The following is a 16905-nucleotide window of genomic DNA, read 5'->3' as shown; positions in this document are numbered from 1 at the left end:
AATGGAAGGCTTTAGTTTTTCTATAGGAAATAAGGAATTAGATATGGTACGATAAACGAAATTAATAAGGCGGCAATTCCCATTGCTGCTCCAGCAACAGCTCCCTGGATTTCTCCCTCCTTGACTGCTTCAGCTGTGCCAATTCCATGTGCTATGGTCCCGATTGATAAGCCTCGAGCAAAAGGATGATGAATTTTAAATATAGTCAGAAGCTTTGGACCAAACATAGCTCCAATCATTCCAGTAAGAATAACAAAAGCAACAATGAGTGATACATTAGCTTTAATTATTTTCCCAATTTCTGTTGCAACTGGGACCGTAACTGACTTTATCGTTAACGAAAGAAGTAGCATTTTAGAGAAATAGAAGCTTTTAGCAATAACTAGGGCAGTGGTAATCGTTGTAAATGTCCCAATTAAAAGTCCAACGCAAGCAGCAACCCTATACTTTGCAATCAAATTCCGATTCTTGTAGATTGGCACTGCTAAGGCCACTGTTGCTGGACCGAGCAGGTAAGTCATAATTTTTTTAGCAGGAATATATTCACGATAAGTAATATGTGATCCTACTAATAGGATAATAATGATGAATGTACTTAAAAATACTGGGCTTGTTAAAGGGGAGGAATACTTTTGGCCAAACCAACGAGATAGTTTATAGACAGCAATTGTTAGGAAAATACTATAAACTGTGATCATGATAATTCACTTTCACCTTTTCTTTTTTCATAATCACTGATTGGGTGGCTTTACCTGCCGATAAAAGTCCAATAAAAGTACTTGTTACAAGGACAAATAAGATAATGACGCCCTTATGTATGAAGATGGGCCCCAATGTCATTAATCCTACGGCAATAGGAATGAAAAAAAAGCTTAAATGTTTTAATAACCATGTGGCCGCTACGTCTATTTGTTCGACTTTTATTACACCTTTCCAGAGTAAAACTAAAAGGAGTAGTATACCGATAACATTTCCTGGAATTTGCAAATGAAGAATTCGTGCAATTTGATTTCCAATCTGATAAATCACAATTAATATCAATATTTGACTAGAAAATGTCAGCACTTTTTTCACTAAATCCCCCTCCTTTTCTCTGAAATAAAAAAGTACAATCAGCAATATTCTAAATTTTTAAAAAAATATAATCAATAATACTACAGTATAAAGGAATCACTTTAAATTTGCATTAACTTTTGTTCACAAAATATCCATATCTTTTTTCGAATAACTTCTTTATCTTAATGGTAGGAGGGATACATATGAAAAAGATCTATTTAATATGCAGTCTTACTGTGTTTATTGGGATTGCAGCAGGAATTTCTTTCTTTCTCATTCGCGATGCAAATGCAAAAATACCTGCAGTAGTTACCTTGATAGACCAAAACGGTGATTCATATAATTTTGGTAAGGATCATACCAAATTAAAACTTGTTGAATTCATCTACACTCATTGTCCTGATATTTGTCCAACAACCACCGAAAAAATGATTGACCTGAAAAAAGATTTTGAAAAGATTGGCGTTTTTGGTAAGGATATTGAATTTTTAACAATTACCATCGATCCATATCGAGATACTCCCGAGATATTAACTAGTTATATGCAGGGGTTTGAGATAGAGAATAACAAACAATGGTTATTCTTAACAGGAGACAAGCAAAACATAAAAAGGGACCGCCAAGAAATGAAAAAGGTTGCGGATGCGATGCAATTTCAATTTAAAGATCCTGGCAATGGTCAATTCATCCATTCAACCTTTACCTTCCTGGTTGATGAAAACAATAAATTCATCGACAAGTTTCCAATGGGAAAAGACTTTAATAAAAAAGAAGTTTATGACACAGTAATGGATAAATTAGACTAAACAAAAAAGCGATTAGTCCACTTGGGATTTATCGCTTTTTATTACTTTTTTCTTTAATTCACGGATGAAGGGTATTTTTTTATTTGCTGTAAAGACAATAGGTAATTAGACTTTGGTTTTGTTAAACTCGCTTTTATACCGGCCTTTTTTAACTTGTTAACGAGTTCAGTCAGTTGATTCTTCGCCATATTTCTCACACCTTCTTTTACTTGCTTCATATCCCAATTCTACATCAAAAATATGAATAAAGTGTGAAATTGGAGAAATTTTTTTAGAAAATTTTTCTTTTAAAAAGAACTTCATCTGAAAGAATTCGCTCTTCTACTATTTTAATGGTATAATCAGTAGATATTTTGTTCTTGGAGGATGTTTTAAATATGATTACTGTAAGTAACGTAGGTTTAAGATATGGAGACCGGAAATTATTCGAAGATGTAAACATTAAATTTAATCCTGGTAACTGCTACGGACTAATTGGTGCAAATGGTGCCGGAAAATCAACCTTTTTAAAAATTCTATCTGGTGAAATTGAAGCACAAACAGGAACTGTTCAGCTCGGACCTAACGAACGGATGGCTGTGTTAAAGCAGAACCATTTTGAATATGAAGAATACGAAGTATTAAAGACTGTCATTATGGGTCATACGAGACTTTACCAAGTTATGCAGGAAAAAGACGCTATCTATATGAAGGAAAACTTCACGGATGAAGACGGTATGAAGGCTGCTGAGCTTGAGGGTGAATTTGCCGAATTAAACGGTTGGGAAGCAGAACCAGAAGCAGCTATTCTTCTAAAAGGACTTGGCATTGGTGAGGACCTTCATTATAAGAAAATGGCTGAAATAACTGGGTCAGAAAAAGTGAAAGTGCTGCTTGCACAAGCTTTGTTTGGCAGACCAGACGTTTTACTTCTCGATGAGCCTACAAACCACTTGGACATCAAAGCCATTCAATGGTTGGAAGACTTCTTAATTAACTTTGAAAACACTGTTATTGTTGTTTCCCATGACCGTCATTTCCTTAATAAGGTTTGTACTCATATCGCCGACTTAGATTTTGGGAAAATTCAAGTTTATGTTGGTAACTATGATTTCTGGTATGAATCAAGTCAATTAGCTACAAGATTAACTTCAGACGCTAATAAAAAGAAGGAAGAAAAAATCAAGGAATTACAAGCCTTTATTGCACGCTTTAGTGCCAATGCCTCGAAATCTAAACAAGCTACTTCTCGTAAGAAGCTACTGGATAAAATTACGCTTGATGACATTAGACCTTCATCTCGCCGGTATCCTTTTGTTGGCTTTACGCCAGACCGAGAAATTGGGAATGATTTGTTACGCGTTGAAGGATTAACAAAAACCATTGATGGTGTAAAGGTTCTTGATAACGTTAATTTTATTGTCAATAAGGGTGATAAAATTGCTCTTGTTGGAACAAATGAAGCTGCTAAGACGGTACTGTTTAAAATTCTAATGGGCGAAATGGAAGCAGATAGTGGTACCTTTAAATGGGGAATTACTACTTCTCAAGCGTATTTCCCGAAGGATAACTCCGAGTATTTTGAAAACAGTGACTTAAACCTAGTGGATTGGCTTCGTCAATTCTCACCTAAAGATGACAGCGAGAGCTTTTTACGTGGATTTTTAGGAAGAATGCTTTTCTCTGGTGAAGAAGTTCTGAAAAAAGCAAGTGTCCTTTCCGGGGGAGAAAAAGTTCGCTGTATGCTTTCTAAAATGATGTTAAATGGTGCGAATGTTCTCCTTCTTGATGAACCAACTAACCATTTAGACTTAGAATCGATTACGGCTCTTAATAATGGTCTTATTAACTTTAAGGGCTCGTTGCTTTTTGCGTCCCATGACCATCAATTTATCCAAACAATCGCCAATCGAATTTTCGAATTAACACCAAAAGGCTTAGTAGATAAGCAAATGAGCTATGATGAATACCTTGAAAATGATGAGATTCAGAAGCAAGTTGCACAGATGTACCAATAAATAATTAGACGGCACCCACGGTTTGTAACGTGGGTGCCTGCTTGTTTAGCTTTTTTTCTGTTTTCTGCTTGATGATGGTTCAGTCCGTGAACCTGTTTCGGTTGTAGTTGTTCCCTGACCTTCTACTTGCGGGGAAGTCAACCCGATTGTCGATGGATCCTTTTTACGTTTTCCCATTTTTGTACACCTCCCCTATTAGTTTTTGGATGATTATAGCTACTTATTCCGAATAATTACGGTAAAGTTAGGCAAGATAATTTAGAGGAGGAGGTGTTTTGTATGGCAAAAATTGGTGTGGAACAATCTCTTGCACAAGTTCAACAGGCTTTACGTGAAAAAGGACATGATGTGATCGAATTAAAGCAAGAGTCGGATGCTCAGAATTGTGATTGCTGTGTGGTTACAGGACTAGATTCTAATGTAATGGGTATGCAGGATACCTTTACAAAAGGATCAGTTATAGACGCAAACGGCCTGTCTGCTGATGAAGTATGTCAACAAGTCGAAAGTAGACTACAATAATCAGGTTATTTTTCAAAGACTAAAGGATTTACTTTAGTCTTTTTTTTGTTTCTAATCTTTTATGATTAAATCAATTTGCTATAATGATTTATGAATGAAGATGTTTGAAAGGACGAATTACCTATGTGGAGACGAAAAGTGTTGATGCTGGCATCGTCTATATGACAGATCTAAAAGGATCTGATAAAGTATAGGTTATTACTGTCGCTGAGGAACATTCTCACGAACCAATTATTTATTCTGCAGGTATTATAAAGTCATCTGTTAACAAGAAAGAGGTTTCTCTATTTTATGATTATTTACAAAATCCTACGGCACGAGCGATATTTAAAAAATATGGTTTTAAAGTATTGGATTGATCTTTTTGATGCAAAGTGAATTCTGGTCCCCCATTATTTTATCGCTAAAGGTTGCGTCTATTTCTGTTACCTTAGTGTTTGTGTTTGGAATCTTATTAGCTAGATTACTATCCAAAGGACTCTTTAGGGGAAAAATGCTCATTGAAATTTTTCTGTTGCTTCCAATCGTATTGCCCCCTACAGTGATCGGATTTTTACTGATATTCTTTTTTGGTGGGAATAGTCCGGTTGGATCAATAATAAATAAACTATTTGATAGTTCCATTATTTTTACACCTTTTGCTGCAGTGATTGCTTCAACCATTGTTGCTTTTCCCTTAATGTACCAAACGGTAAAGATTGGTTTTCAAGCTGTTGATAAGGGAATAGAAGAAGCAGCAAGAGTTGATGGTGCAAACGAACTGAATGTATTTTTACTTGTAACCCTGCCATTATCTACAAAATCAATTATTACGGGCCTTATTCTCAGTTTTGCAAGAGCACTAGGTGAATTCGGAGCAACCTTCATGTTCGCCGGCAATATTCCCGGAAAAACACAAACTGCTCCCACCGCCATTTATATAGCCATGGAATCTGGGAACATGAAATTAGCCTGGCTCCTTGTCATATCGATGATTATTATCTCATCCTTAATGTTACTTGCTACCAATGTAACACAAAAAAAGCCATGAAAAGGTTTCATCCTTTCCATGGCTTTTATGATAAGATTAGTATTTTTTTATAAATTTCTTCCTTACACCTATAAAAATTCCCGCAAATGCGATGATAATGATCCCATATATCGCATTAAAATGGGAAACCTGTTGTTTCTTAACACTAATTTTATCGCTTTTAATTGTAACCTTCTCCGGAATTGGCTCTTTATATTTTAATGGTACTAACTGAACTACTTGCCCGTTAGTATTTTTTATCGATAGTTTCCCCTCAGTATTTACCTCTTTAATTGTACCATTTATTGATTCAGTGATCAGGGTGTCCATTTCAGGACAAAATTCTTTATTATCCTTTTTGTAAATTTCATCTTGCTTTAATATTGAATGCTGAAAGTTCTTAAAACCATAATCAAACAAACGGGCTGTATCATCATATTTCTCTCTTTGTTGTTCAGAATTTAAAACGACTGCTGTCAACCCTAATTTGGCATTTCTAGCTGTAGTAGCCAGAGTTTGTTTTGCCTCACTTGTATACCCTGTTTTGCCGCCAGTTATTCCTGGATAAGCTAACTCTCCTTTAAGCATGCGGTGGTGGGTTAGGATTTTCGTTTTCCAAGATTGCCCCTCCCATTTGAGGACTTTTGTTCCAAAGATGTCAGCAAAAATGGGATTCTTAATTGCATAATTAGTTATTATTGCTAAATCCATTGCTGTCGTATAGTGGTTTTTATCAAACAAACCGTTGGGATTGATAAAATGTGTGTTCTTGACGCCAATCGTTGATTTTAAATACCCATTCAAATGAACAGCAAACTGTTCAACACTTCCATCTAAATGTTCCGCGATTGCTACAGCTGCATCATTTCCGGAATTAATTAGCATGCCTTGGATCAATTTTTTTAAAGGGATCTTTTCCCCTTCATCTAAATATACCCTTGTTCCATCTTGTCTAACTGCATTACCACTAACAGTTACGATGCTGTCCAAGTTTCCCTTTTCAATTGCATAGATTGCAGTTGCTATTTTCGTTAGACTTGCAGGGTACATTCTTTGATTGGCATTTTTCGCAAAGAGAATAGCACCTGTATCTGAATCTAACAGAACAGCCCCCTTACTTTTCAGTTCTATCGGACCATTTATTGCCGCAAAGGTGTTTAAATGGTTAGAACAAATAATTAGGATAAAAATAATTAACGATATTAACTTTTTCAATAGATAACACCCAACTTTTACATTATTTCCAAATTAATATTACCAGATAGTTTTGCAAAATAATAGTTTCAAAATAGAAATTATTAATTAAAGATCAATTATAGGAAAAATAAAAGCCGGCAGGTATCATCCGCCGGTAATAGTTCTAATTTCTTTTTTTTGATATCAATAAAGTTATTTGAGCCATTATTAATGGTAATGACGATTTTCTGCGGTAAGCCAAGTATTTAGGCTCCCAAATGTTTGTATATTTCTGCTTAAATTTTCTCAGACCTTGGAAATGATAAATAAAGTGTCCGTGCAGGAAAATTTGCGCAGCAATTTTCTCGCCTAGAAAAGAAAACCTTGATAATCCTACATTCGCAAGTGGGGCCATCCCCATATTAAAGCGGCCGTACCCTTGTTCCTTTGCCCAATCAAATAAACAGAGGAAAAGATAATCAACAGTACCTGATGATACTTCGGGTCTAAATCTCATTAAATCAACAGATATCGTCTGATAGTCATCGTAAACATACATAATGCTCATAAAGCCAAGTGTTTGCATATTTTCATCTTTTAAAATGGCAATCGGCGCCTTATTTAAATATTCTTCATCAAAGAACCCCAAAGAAAAACCCTTCTCAGTTCGCCCTAGAAGCCACTCATTAGATATTTCTCTAAGTTCTTCCACCAGCCCTGGTGAAAATGGAGGGTTAACTACTTCAAAAGAATAGTTTGCTCGCGCAAATTTATTTCTTAATGTCCGTAAGCCCTTCATTTTGTTTCCTGAAAGGGAAAAATTCTTCAGATCAACAAACGCCTCTTCACCCAATTTAAAAAAAGCAAAGCCATGGCCGTGGAGATACGGAAGCATATCATCACTTACCTGATAAAAAACAGGAGTAAAACCATGTAAATCGGCTATTTCCTGAAATTCCTCAATTGCATTAGATAATTCGTTTTTTTCCCCAATCGGGTCGCCGAGAATAACTAACTTGTCTGCATATTGTTGATAGGATAATAAAACATTCTTTTTACTGTTCCAAAAGATTAATTTGTCATGTAAAAAAATTAAATGGGAAAGTACCTTTCCTTGATACTTGGTTAAATGAGCAATAATTTCTTTATCTCGATCATTGGACCTCTCCAATGACCACTTTTTAGGCAAACTGATTAAATAGCCAAACATAAGTATTAATAAAGCAATGACAAGTCCTATAACAGCACTCGTAAATAAATCCCGATAATCGACAATTACATAAGGCAAAAGCTTGGAAGGGATTTCTATTTTTGAGATCGGCAGGTTTGCATACCCTATTAAGAGATACATTGCAGTAATCATTAGAATAATCGTAATATCAAAGATCGTTTTTCCCCATGTCAGTACATAACTCTCACGATAAAATTGACCTTTTGACATCCGTAGTAAAAGGGCAACAATAATTAAAAATATCGCTTCCTCATAATCAATCCCTTTAAAAATAGAGAATAGTGCCGCTAGAATTAGGGCGAACATTGTCAACTCATACGCTCTCTTCACACTATATTCAATTCCTCGAGATAATCCTAGTAACAAAAACCCTGCAGCCACCGATAATTGGTGTGATACGTTAATGATTGGAAACGATAAAAGCTCCTGGGCTACCTTTAGTCTGGACATAATTCCAGGGATACTTGCAGATAAAAGCAAGATTAAACCTGATAAAAAAACAAGCATCGTTAACAAGACATGACTAAATCCTTGGACAACAGCTTTAGGAAGATCATTCCAGGTTTGGTTCCATTTTTCCCAATAAAGCTTAACAAAGAATACAAGGCTTAAAAGGAACGGTAAAAAATAATACCCAATCCGATAAAATAAAAGCAAAACAAGCACTTTTTCTTCGGGAATAAATAACTCTTGCATCCCCCAAATAAACACTAAATCAAAGGACCCTAGCCCTCCTGGAATCATACTTATGATGCCTGCACAAGCAGCTACAATATAGACAGGAAATAGACTGTCTGCAGTAATTGAAATCCCTAAAATCCTGCATAAGATCAAAATTGCAAAAAATACCGCGAGCCATTCGATAATTGAAACCAAGATAAGCTTCAAAGTAATATTTGTACTTAATAGTGACTGACTGCCCTTATTTGATTTAATCATATGGATGATAATAAAAAGCGGTAAGTATAAACCGACCCCAAGGACAGCAAAATAGAGCCATCTTGTATCAACAAGCAGTGGAAAATTTCGATGCTTTATTATAACGATCCATGATAAAACTGATACCCCTGTTAAATAAAATAAGGATACAGAAGCAATAACCCCCAAAAGCCTTCGCTTGTCCTGTTCGAGCTTATGAAAGAAGTACGTCCTTAACATTCCCCCTATTAATCCACCGAAGCCAATTAAATTTGAAAAGGAATTCGCAATGAATGATTGTTCCAAAAGATCCCGAATTGGGACTTTCAATTTTAATATCCTGACTAATATCACATCATAAAGCAACATTGGTAAAACAGCGACAAAGGTGATTGCTATTATTAATAGAAGAAGCCCGATATTAAGCTGATTTAGTTCATCCTTCAGTAACTGTATATTTAAGTTTTGGGTGAATTTTTTTATTTCAATAATTGCAAAGATTAACAGTAACAACGGGAAAATAAATTTAGCGATTTTTAAAATCTTTTCTTTTCGAATCCCCAACAAGCTAACCACCTAATTTTTCAGCTAATTCAACCTAGTCTCCGCAAGTGTTCTTTTAATTCCTGATTTTACTATAAACTTTTCTATAGGAAAAACAAAGAAATATTTCCTCACATTGCTGGGTATTAATACTCATTGTAGACATTTTTTTAAATGTTCAACCATTGATAGTGAACCAAGAGTAAAGAGATTTATTTATCAAAGAGAGTACAAAAATAATAAAAAAGAGACAAGTTTACTCACCTAATAGGCATATGAATAAAGTAGGACAAATATACGAGGGGGGTACCAAATGAAATTTGTAGTATTTAAAAAGGAAACACTACTATTTTTTGCAGCTATTGGTGTTGTACTTGTTTCGCTATCGGCATGGTTCATATTAAAAGCTGGAGATACAACTGTTTTTAATCAGCAAGGAAAAGCAAATATCCGTGAAATTCACATGGTTACTGCGGAATTCAGTACAAAAATGAAAAACGGAAAAGAAATGGAGGCTTACCGCTGGGATCCTGGTACAGTTTTCTTAGAAAAAGACGAAAAAGTAAGGTTATTCATTAATGGGATTAACGGTGAAGAGCATCCTTTTTATATAGAAGGAACAAAAATAAAAGGGATAGTGAGAAAAGGAGAAGAAACCATTGTTCCGCTCCAGTTTGAAAAAGAGGGTACCTATCGATTGATTTGTGAGGTTCATTCAGATCGGTCACAAAATGGCCCAATGATTGCTTATATTGTGGTAGATTAACGCAGGAGATCTTTCTCCTGCTTTTTTTATTCCAATTGTAGTTCTGTTTTAATAATTAATACTATTGACACCTTGTTATTATTGGATTTTTTCTATATAACAGTTTATCTGTTACCCTTAATAATTATAGTACAGTTTTTATTTTTTAATCTAAATGTCAGAAAGAATCTGCCTAGGATAATGAAAAATATCCCTTTAAATCAGACTTCACAAAACCTTAACAATTAGTTACTAATATGCGTACCTTTTTTCACAATATATCTGTTATACTTTATTCATAAAGTAAATACAAAAACTGTTATATAGATTTTATAAAAAATATGAGGTGAAATATGATGGAACAATGGAATGGATTTACCAAAGGTGCATGGTCAAAAGAAGTTAACGTTCGCGATTTTATCCTAAAAAACTTTACTCCTTTTGAAGGAGATGACTCTTTCTTAGCAGGTCCAACTGCAGCAACCACTAAACTTTGGGATCAAGTAATGGAATTAACAAAGCAAGAGCGTGAAAATGGCGGAGTATTGGATATGGACACAGAAACCGTTTCTACTATTACTTCCCATGGTCCTGGATATCTTAATGAAGATCTTGAAAAAATAGTTGGTGTACAAACTGATAAACCTTTTAATCGTTCTATGCAGCCATTTGGCGGCATTCGCATGGCGAAAGCGGCTTGTGAGGCTTATGGTTACGAATTAAACCCTGAAATTGAAAAATTCTTTACTGAGTTCCGTAAAACTCACAACCAAGGTGTCTTCGATGCCTATACCGATGAAATGATGCTTGCACGTAAAGCTGCAATCATTACTGGACTTCCTGATGCATATGGCCGCGGTCGTATTATCGGTGATTACCGTAGGGTTGCCCTTTATGGTGTTGATTTCTTAATCCAAGAAAAGCACAAGGATCAAAAGAACACAAGCAAAGTAATGACTGAAGATAACATGCGTCTTCGCGAAGAACTCGCTGAACAAATTCGTGCGTTAAAAGAACTGAAGGAAATGGCAAACAGCTATGGATTTGATATTAGCCAGCCTGCTAAAAATGCTGCTGAAGCATTCCAGTTTGTGTATTTTGGTTACTTAGCAGCGATCAAGGAACAAAATGGTGCTGCGATGAGCCTTGGTCGTGTATCAACGTTCTTAGATATTTACGTAGAAAGAGACATACAAAACGGTACATTAACTGAAGAAGCTGTACAAGAAATTGTTGACCATTTTATTATGAAACTTCGTCTCGTTAAATTTGCACGGACACCAGATTATAATGAATTATTCAGCGGTGACCCTACATGGGTAACTGAGTCAATTGGCGGTATGGCAAATGATGGTCGTTCTCTTGTAACGAAGAACTCCTTCCGTTTCCTTCATACATTAGATAATTTAGGTGCCGCACCAGAACCAAACTTAACGGTTTTATGGTCACCGCAGTTACCTGAGAACTTTAAAAAGTATTGCGCAAAAATGTCAATCAAAACTAGCTCCATTCAATATGAAAACGATGATATTATGCGTCCAGAATATGGCGATGACTATGGAATTGCCTGCTGTGTATCCGCTATGGAAATTGGTAAGCAAATGCAATTCTTCGGAGCTCGTGCAAACCTAGCAAAAGCACTTCTTTACTCCATTAACGGCGGCGTTGATGAAAAATTAAAAATCCAAGTTGGACCACAATATCAGCCAATTACTTCTGAAGTATTAAATTATGAAGAAGTCATGCAAAAATTTGATCTTATGATGGAATGGCTTGCTGGACTTTATATTAACACATTAAATGTAATTCACTATATGCATGATAAGTACAGCTATGAAAGAATTGAAATGGCGTTACATGATACCAAGATCCTTCGTACGATGGCAACTGGTATTGCTGGCCTATCCGTTGTTGCTGATTCACTTAGTGCCATTAAATATGGTGAAGTAAAGGTAATCCGTGATGAAAATGGTCTTGCGGTTGATTTTGAAACGAATGGAGACTTCCCTAAATACGGAAACAACGATGACCGTGTTGATGCGATTGCTGTTGAAGTTCTTAAAACCTTTATGAAAAAGCTTCGCAAGCACCAGACTTACCGTGACTCAGTTCATACACTTTCAATCTTGACGATTACATCAAATGTGGTATATGGAAAGAAAACTGGTAACACACCTGATGGCCGTCGTATGGGAGAACCATTTGCACCAGGTGCTAACCCAATGCATGGACGTGACACAAAAGGAACATTAGCTTCCCTTTCTTCTGTTGCAAAACTTCCTTACAATTATGCAATGGATGGAATTTCAAATACCTTCTCAATTGTGCCTAAAGCTTTAGGTAAAGAAGAAGAAAGCCAAGTGCGCAACCTAGTATCCATCCTAGATGGATATGCTATCAAATCAGGTCATCACTTAAATGTTAACGTCTTTAATAGAGAAACATTAATTGATGCAATGGAACACCCAGAGCTTTATCCACAATTAACAATCCGTGTATCTGGTTATGCAGTAAACTTTATTAAATTAACAAAAGAACAGCAATTAGACGTTATTAATCGTACTTTCCACGAATCATTATAAAGCGGAAGCGCTGCTAGGCGCTGGAATCAGAGAACTAGTTCAATACCAGGAGCCCTTTATATCGGGCTCCTATTAAATTAAAGGGGGATCATCATCATGAACGGAAATATTCATTCAATCGAAACATTAGGGACAGTCGACGGACCAGGGATCCGATATGTAATTTTTACACAAGGCTGTCTATTAAGGTGCCAGTTTTGCCATAATGCTGATACTTGGGAAATCGGCAGCGGCAAAGAAATGGCTGTTTCCGATATCATGGATGATCTAATGTCTTACCTCCCCTTCATTCAATCGTCGGGTGGCGGTATTACAGTAAGTGGTGGAGAACCACTGTTGCAAATTCCTTTCTTAATAGAATTGTTCAAGGAATGCAAAAAGAAAGGGATTCATACTACCATCGATTCCTCTGGTGGCTGTTTCTCCCATTCCAAGCTTTTTATTGAACAGCTTGAAGAACTCTTACAGTATACTGACTTAATCCTTCTCGATTTGAAGCATATTAACCGAAAAAAGCATATCCAGCTAACTGGCATGGCCAATGATCATATCCTTGAATTTGCAACATTTTTATCAGACCATCAAGTTCCGGTTTGGGTACGCCATGTGCTTGTCCCTACGGTTACGGATGATCCTGAAGATCTGGAAAAACTCGGTGAATTTATCGGAACGCTTAAAAATGTGCAAAAGATTGAAATCCTGCCGTATCACAAGCTCGGTGTTTATAAGTGGGAAGCTCTAGGACTTGAATATCAACTTAACTCTGTCGAACCACCTTCAGAGGAAAAAGTCGAGTTTGCTTATAAATTGATAACTGCAAGCTGGAAGGCACCGATTGGACACTGATTCACTTCTGAATCAGTGTTTTTTTAAGAACTTATTAGTCCAATTAGTAATGTCTTCAAAATATGGTATAATCGCAATTATAAAATTGATTCTTTACTCTTTCTACTATATACTCATATCATTGACAATTAAGTGAGGTGATAATTTTTGTTTCAATTGCTTATAGATATTTCAGATATCAATGCCCTAAACGCCCTTTACGTCAGTATTTATTTAGGAATCACTTTAAAATTCTTATGGGCTTGGAGTGTGGAATATTCTTTTCTTGGCTCCTTATCTAATCAAGCAAGAACAGAAATTATTCACCCATTGGCATTTTACCGTAAGAAAAGTTGTTTAAATGGAAGCTATATTCTGAAAAGAATTGTTATATATTTTCGTAGAAAAGAATATTCTCAGGATGATACTGAAGAGCCTATTTCCTTCCTCTATACTTAACAATTTATTTACAACATTCTAGGAGGAAATATGAAAACAAAACGATCTTCACTACTATTATTCTCACTGCTTGGCTTAATAACATTATTACTATCGGCTTGTTCATCTCAAACACAAAAAGGAACTAACAATACTGGATTTTTTCAACATTATGTTGTCAATCCTTTTTCTATATCTATCCATTCCGTTGCTGAATTCTTTAACGGAAACTATGGTTTGGCCATAATTATTGTTACAATAGTTATCAGACTAGCGTTAATGCCGTTAATGCTTAGGCAGTATAAAAATCAAATGGGTATGAAGGAAAAGATGGATGTATTAAAACCCGAAATGGACGTTATTCAAGCAAAGATGAAAACTGAAAAGGATCCTAAGAAAAAGCAAGAACTACAAGCGGAAATGATGGGCCTTTATAAAAAGCACGGGGTAAACCCATTAAATATGGGCTGTTTGCCAATGCTCATTCAAATGCCTATTCTAACTGGCTTCTATTATGCGATTCGCGGTTCTGAAGAAATTAAAACCCACGAGTTTTTATGGTTTAGTCTCGGAAATCCAGACATTATTATTACAATCATTGCCGGGGTTATTTACTACTTCCAGTTTAAAGTTTCCCAGTCCAATATGCCAACAGCACAGCAAGACCAAATGAAATACATGGGATTGCTATCTCCATTAATGATTGTCATGTTTTCTTTTAATGCACCAGCAGCCCTGCCTCTTTATTGGGTAGTTGGCGGTACATTCCTAATTGTACAAACTATGATTAGCAAAAGTCTTTATCAGATAAATAAAACACCAAAAGTCCAAGTCAAACAAAAATAATCAGATTGAAAAAAGAAGCATCCTTTGATGCTTCTTTTTTTAGATCCAGCTTCCTAACAATAGCCCACAAAAGGTAAGTATGATTCCTATCGTGAAACTGCTTAGCAAATAGCTGTAATAAAGCTTTTTCTTTTTTTCCTTTTTAAGATTTACCGATTCAAGCATTAATGTTGAAAAAGTCGTAAATGACCCCATAAATCCAATACCTATTAAGGAATATAATGACCCTTTTACATTCAGCCCGAGGAGTAACCCCAATAAAAAAGCACCAATTAAATTGACTGTTAGGGTAGCTGAGGGAAAGCCTGTTTTATTTTGGTTTCTGCTAATCGCAAAGCGGCTAATCGCTCCAAAAAAACCACCAATTGAAACAAATATAATCTCAATCATATAACTCTCCTCGATTTTTTTGCTTGTTCACTAAGTAACATTCCTGCCTTAGCCAAAAATAGACCTCCAAATAAACTAACAATTAAATAAAGGAAGCCAAATATGTATTTTCCTGTTTCAAGTAAATGAACTGTTTCAAAGGAAAAAGTTGAAAAGGTAGTATACGAACCAATGACACCAGTGGTAAGTGCGGTAAACAAATACGGATGAAGCTTATTTGAACTAACAAAATGATTTGTCATAAAACCCAATAGAAAGGAACCTGTTAAATTTATTAATAGGGTTCCTATTGGAAATTCTTTCCCCCATACCACTACAGCAAAAACTGATAATAAATAGCGGAGCAAACTTCCAACGACTCCGCCTAATCCAACTAAGAAATATATCAAAAGCACACACCCCTAAACATTTTGCTTTTTATTATTATCAACTTAAACCGGTTAGGATAGTTTTTTACAAAAATGGCAACCTAATTGTAGTACTTTGACAAAGGAGTGTTAATACAACATGAGAAACAGCTTATTCGTCATTGCCACCCTCGTTTCGAGTCTTTATTTAACAGGTTGTGCAAAGAATAATATCGATGGTGATGTAGCAACCGGCAACGAAATGCAAATGAAATAACTAGAGTGAATTTTAATAACCCTAATCAGGTCGGACCAGCTCTTTCAAGTGCAGATACTAGTGATCCGGAATTAGATCGCAACAGAAATTATAACACTATTACCAATGGACGCAATTATAACAAAGTTGGAAGCAATCAAACCAATACTAGAGTAGCGGACAAAGCTGCTGATAAAGTAGTCAACTTAACAGAAGTAGACAACGCAACTGCTATTATAAACGATAATAATGCTTATGTTGCGGCTAAATTGGACGTTTCAGCTCGTAATGAATTGACTTCAGCTATTAAAGAAAAGATTGCTCGAGCAGTTAAAACTGTTGATCGGGACATTGACAATGTTTATATTTCTGTTAACCCTGATTTTTATGATCGAATGAATACTTATTCAAGAGATATTCGAAATGGAAGACCGGTTTCAGGTTTTATCGATGAGTTTTCCGATACCATCCGCAGAGTGTTTCCTAATGCGAAGTAAAATAAAGTGGGACGGGAAGTAAAATGCCTGGCAAATTGACCAGGCATCTTACTCTTCACTGCAGTTTCAATTTAAGCTCTGTTCTTACATTGTCCCATTCATGACAAAGGATACTAAAAAAGACCGTGTCCCTGGTGTATCCATCGGAAATAATCCGATCTTTTCGTAATATTCCTTCCTTTACTGCTCCAATTCTAGCAATAGCTTGCTGTGACCTTTCATTTCGAGAGTCTGTTTTTAATTGAACACGCGTCAGGTTCCAATTTTCAAAGGCATGCGTTAATAACAGGAATTTACATTCTGTATTTACCTTTGTCCGCCATACATCTGGGTGATACCATGTCGAACCAATTTCAGCACTTTTATGTCGCGGGGATATGTCTAAGAATCGGGTGCTGCCAATCACTTGATTTTCGTTATTTACAACGGTGAAAGTGTATTCTGATCCATTTTCTCTAGCTTTCAATGCTGCTTTAATCATTTGTTCCATTTCATTTTTCGATCGAACCTTGGTCGCCATATACGTCCAAATTTCATTTGGTTTTGCCGCTTCCCATAAGCCCTCTAAATGGTCCATACTGATTGGAATCAAATTTACATTTTCCCCTTGTAACGAAAAAAGGTTGTTCCATAATTTATCCATTATTTAATATCTCCCCTTCATTTACCGTACCATTACCACTTTTTCCATATAAAAAGACTGCGGGCTATGCTCCACAGT

The 16905-nt window shown here is 35.8% G+C and carries 19 protein-coding genes; 11 read left to right on the top strand and 8 right to left on the bottom strand.

The genetic code is table 11. The annotated features are described in order from the left end of the window. Positions 1-20 precede the first annotated feature (20 nt). Complete coding sequence (locus COE25_RS06135) at positions 21-698, bottom strand: LrgB family protein (protein ID WP_088088612.1); 678 nt, start codon at positions 696-698, stop codon at positions 21-23. After that, positions 682-1074 carry a CidA/LrgA family protein gene (locus tag COE25_RS06130; RefSeq protein WP_098931845.1) on the bottom strand — a complete coding sequence of 131 codons (393 nt, stop codon included), beginning with the start codon at positions 1072-1074 and terminating at the stop codon, positions 682-684. Before COE25_RS06130 ends, COE25_RS06135 begins: the two co-directional genes overlap by 17 nt. A 185-nt stretch (positions 1075-1259) precedes the next feature. Here COE25_RS06130 and COE25_RS06125 point away from each other — a divergent pair, with 185 nt between their 5' ends. Both COE25_RS06125 and COE25_RS06120 read left to right on the top strand, forming a co-directional pair. Continuing rightward, positions 1260-1862: an SCO family protein gene (locus tag COE25_RS06125; protein ID WP_098931843.1), complete on the top strand. Its 603-nt coding sequence runs from the start codon at positions 1260-1262 to the stop codon at positions 1860-1862. Positions 1863-2239: 377 nt separating this feature from the next. Further along, the gene (locus COE25_RS06120; RefSeq protein ID WP_088088615.1) at positions 2240-3859 is read left to right on the top strand and encodes an ABC-F family ATP-binding cassette domain-containing protein; all 1620 of its coding nucleotides are present in this window, start codon (positions 2240-2242) and stop codon (positions 3857-3859) included. Between the two features lie 45 nt (positions 3860-3904). Here COE25_RS06120 and COE25_RS06115 read toward each other — a convergent pair whose 3' ends face one another. Then, positions 3905-4036 carry a YuzL family protein gene (locus COE25_RS06115; protein WP_088088616.1) on the bottom strand — a complete coding sequence of 44 codons (132 nt, stop codon included), beginning with the start codon at positions 4034-4036 and terminating at the stop codon, positions 3905-3907. A 102-nt stretch (positions 4037-4138) separates the two neighbouring features. On the opposite strand from COE25_RS06115, the gene COE25_RS06110 reads away from it, so the two are divergent. The 3 genes from COE25_RS06110 (at position 4139) to modB (ending at position 5411) form a co-directional block, all read left to right on the top strand. Next, positions 4139-4381 carry a YkuS family protein gene (locus COE25_RS06110; RefSeq protein ID WP_026563751.1) on the top strand — a complete coding sequence of 81 codons (243 nt, stop codon included), beginning with the start codon at positions 4139-4141 and terminating at the stop codon, positions 4379-4381. Positions 4382-4578: 197 nt separating this feature from the next. Further along, on the top strand, positions 4579-4740 hold the full coding sequence (locus COE25_RS32190; protein WP_098931992.1) for a molybdate ABC transporter substrate-binding protein: 162 nt from the start codon (positions 4579-4581) through the stop codon (positions 4738-4740). 8 nt (positions 4741-4748) lie between these two features. Beyond that, positions 4749-5411: a molybdate ABC transporter permease subunit gene (gene modB, locus COE25_RS06100; RefSeq protein WP_180247425.1), complete on the top strand. Its 663-nt coding sequence runs from the start codon at positions 4749-4751 to the stop codon at positions 5409-5411. 36 nt (positions 5412-5447) lie between these two features. On the opposite strand, the gene COE25_RS06095 is transcribed toward modB, so the two are convergent. Next, entirely contained in the window at positions 5448-6605 is a 1158-nt protein-coding gene (locus COE25_RS06095; protein ID WP_098931839.1) for a D-alanyl-D-alanine carboxypeptidase family protein, read from the bottom strand. A gap of 145 nt (positions 6606-6750) precedes the next feature. Beyond that, positions 6751-9279, bottom strand: coding sequence for a bifunctional lysylphosphatidylglycerol flippase/synthetase MprF (gene mprF / locus COE25_RS06090; protein ID WP_257208698.1), 2529 nt, complete (start codon positions 9277-9279; stop codon positions 6751-6753). 292 nt (positions 9280-9571) lie between these two features. Here mprF and COE25_RS06085 point away from each other — a divergent pair, with 292 nt between their 5' ends. The 5 genes from COE25_RS06085 to yidC all read left to right on the top strand — a co-directional run bounded on the left by COE25_RS06085 (position 9572) and on the right by yidC (position 14694). Continuing rightward, positions 9572-10024 carry a cupredoxin domain-containing protein gene (locus COE25_RS06085; protein ID WP_088088621.1) on the top strand — a complete coding sequence of 151 codons (453 nt, stop codon included), beginning with the start codon at positions 9572-9574 and terminating at the stop codon, positions 10022-10024. A 335-nt stretch (positions 10025-10359) separates the two neighbouring features. After that, positions 10360-12585, top strand: a complete 2226-nt coding sequence (gene pflB / locus COE25_RS06080; protein ID WP_098931990.1) for a formate C-acetyltransferase — start codon at positions 10360-10362, stop codon at positions 12583-12585. A gap of 96 nt (positions 12586-12681) precedes the next feature. Continuing rightward, a complete protein-coding gene (pflA, locus tag COE25_RS06075; protein WP_098931835.1) occupies positions 12682-13431 on the top strand; it encodes a pyruvate formate-lyase-activating protein in 750 nt (249 codons plus the stop codon). A 147-nt stretch (positions 13432-13578) separates the two neighbouring features. After that, on the top strand, positions 13579-13869 hold the full coding sequence (locus tag COE25_RS06070) for a hypothetical protein (RefSeq protein ID WP_088088624.1): 291 nt from the start codon (positions 13579-13581) through the stop codon (positions 13867-13869). A gap of 30 nt (positions 13870-13899) precedes the next feature. Beyond that, a complete protein-coding gene (gene yidC / locus COE25_RS06065; RefSeq protein ID WP_088088625.1) occupies positions 13900-14694 on the top strand; it encodes a membrane protein insertase YidC in 795 nt (264 codons plus the stop codon). Positions 14695-14733: 39 nt separating this feature from the next. On the opposite strand, the gene COE25_RS06060 is transcribed toward yidC, so the two are convergent. Further along, positions 14734-15084 (bottom strand): fluoride efflux transporter FluC, encoded by a 351-nt coding sequence (locus COE25_RS06060; RefSeq protein WP_088088626.1) that lies wholly within the window; start codon positions 15082-15084, stop codon positions 14734-14736. Continuing rightward, positions 15081-15473 carry a fluoride efflux transporter CrcB gene (gene crcB, locus COE25_RS06055; RefSeq protein ID WP_088088627.1) on the bottom strand — a complete coding sequence of 131 codons (393 nt, stop codon included), beginning with the start codon at positions 15471-15473 and terminating at the stop codon, positions 15081-15083. Before crcB ends, COE25_RS06060 begins: the two co-directional genes overlap by 4 nt. A 240-nt stretch (positions 15474-15713) precedes the next feature. Here crcB and COE25_RS06050 point away from each other — a divergent pair, with 240 nt between their 5' ends. Beyond that, positions 15714-16184 (top strand): YhcN/YlaJ family sporulation lipoprotein, encoded by a 471-nt coding sequence (locus COE25_RS06050; RefSeq protein WP_180247421.1) that lies wholly within the window; start codon positions 15714-15716, stop codon positions 16182-16184. A gap of 55 nt (positions 16185-16239) precedes the next feature. Here COE25_RS06050 and COE25_RS06045 read toward each other — a convergent pair whose 3' ends face one another. Beyond that, positions 16240-16827 (bottom strand): GNAT family N-acetyltransferase, encoded by a 588-nt coding sequence (locus COE25_RS06045; RefSeq protein ID WP_098931831.1) that lies wholly within the window; start codon positions 16825-16827, stop codon positions 16240-16242. Positions 16828-16905 lie beyond the last annotated feature (78 nt).

It is taken from the genome of Bacillus sp. AFS031507, from assembly GCF_002584635.1.
GTDB lineage: Bacteria > Bacillota > Bacilli > Bacillales > Cytobacillaceae > Neobacillus.
Note: the sequence above shows the minus strand (reverse complement) of the source record. Positions and strands in the feature narration are given on the sequence as shown.

What these genes read in the sequence shown, in the direction of transcription:
- COE25_RS06135 (WP_088088612.1), bottom strand. Translation starts at nt 698, where the DNA reads ATGATCACAGTTTATAGTATTTTCCTAACAATTGCTGTCTATAAACTA.
- COE25_RS06125 (WP_098931843.1), top strand. Translation starts at nt 1,260, where the DNA reads ATGAAAAAGATCTATTTAATATGCAGTCTTACTGTGTTTATTGGGATT.
- COE25_RS06120 (WP_088088615.1), top strand. Translation starts at nt 2,240, where the DNA reads ATGATTACTGTAAGTAACGTAGGTTTAAGATATGGAGACCGGAAATTA.
- COE25_RS06115 (WP_088088616.1), bottom strand. Translation starts at nt 4,036, where the DNA reads ATGGGAAAACGTAAAAAGGATCCATCGACAATCGGGTTGACTTCCCCG.
- COE25_RS06110 (WP_026563751.1), top strand. Translation starts at nt 4,139, where the DNA reads ATGGCAAAAATTGGTGTGGAACAATCTCTTGCACAAGTTCAACAGGCT.
- modB (WP_180247425.1), top strand. Translation starts at nt 4,749, where the DNA reads ATGCAAAGTGAATTCTGGTCCCCCATTATTTTATCGCTAAAGGTTGCG.
- COE25_RS06085 (WP_088088621.1), top strand. Translation starts at nt 9,572, where the DNA reads ATGAAATTTGTAGTATTTAAAAAGGAAACACTACTATTTTTTGCAGCT.
- pflB (WP_098931990.1), top strand. Translation starts at nt 10,360, where the DNA reads ATGGAACAATGGAATGGATTTACCAAAGGTGCATGGTCAAAAGAAGTT.
- pflA (WP_098931835.1), top strand. Translation starts at nt 12,682, where the DNA reads ATGAACGGAAATATTCATTCAATCGAAACATTAGGGACAGTCGACGGA.
- yidC (WP_088088625.1), top strand. Translation starts at nt 13,900, where the DNA reads ATGAAAACAAAACGATCTTCACTACTATTATTCTCACTGCTTGGCTTA.
- COE25_RS06060 (WP_088088626.1), bottom strand. Translation starts at nt 15,084, where the DNA reads ATGATTGAGATTATATTTGTTTCAATTGGTGGTTTTTTTGGAGCGATT.
- COE25_RS06045 (WP_098931831.1), bottom strand. Translation starts at nt 16,827, where the DNA reads ATGGATAAATTATGGAACAACCTTTTTTCGTTACAAGGGGAAAATGTA.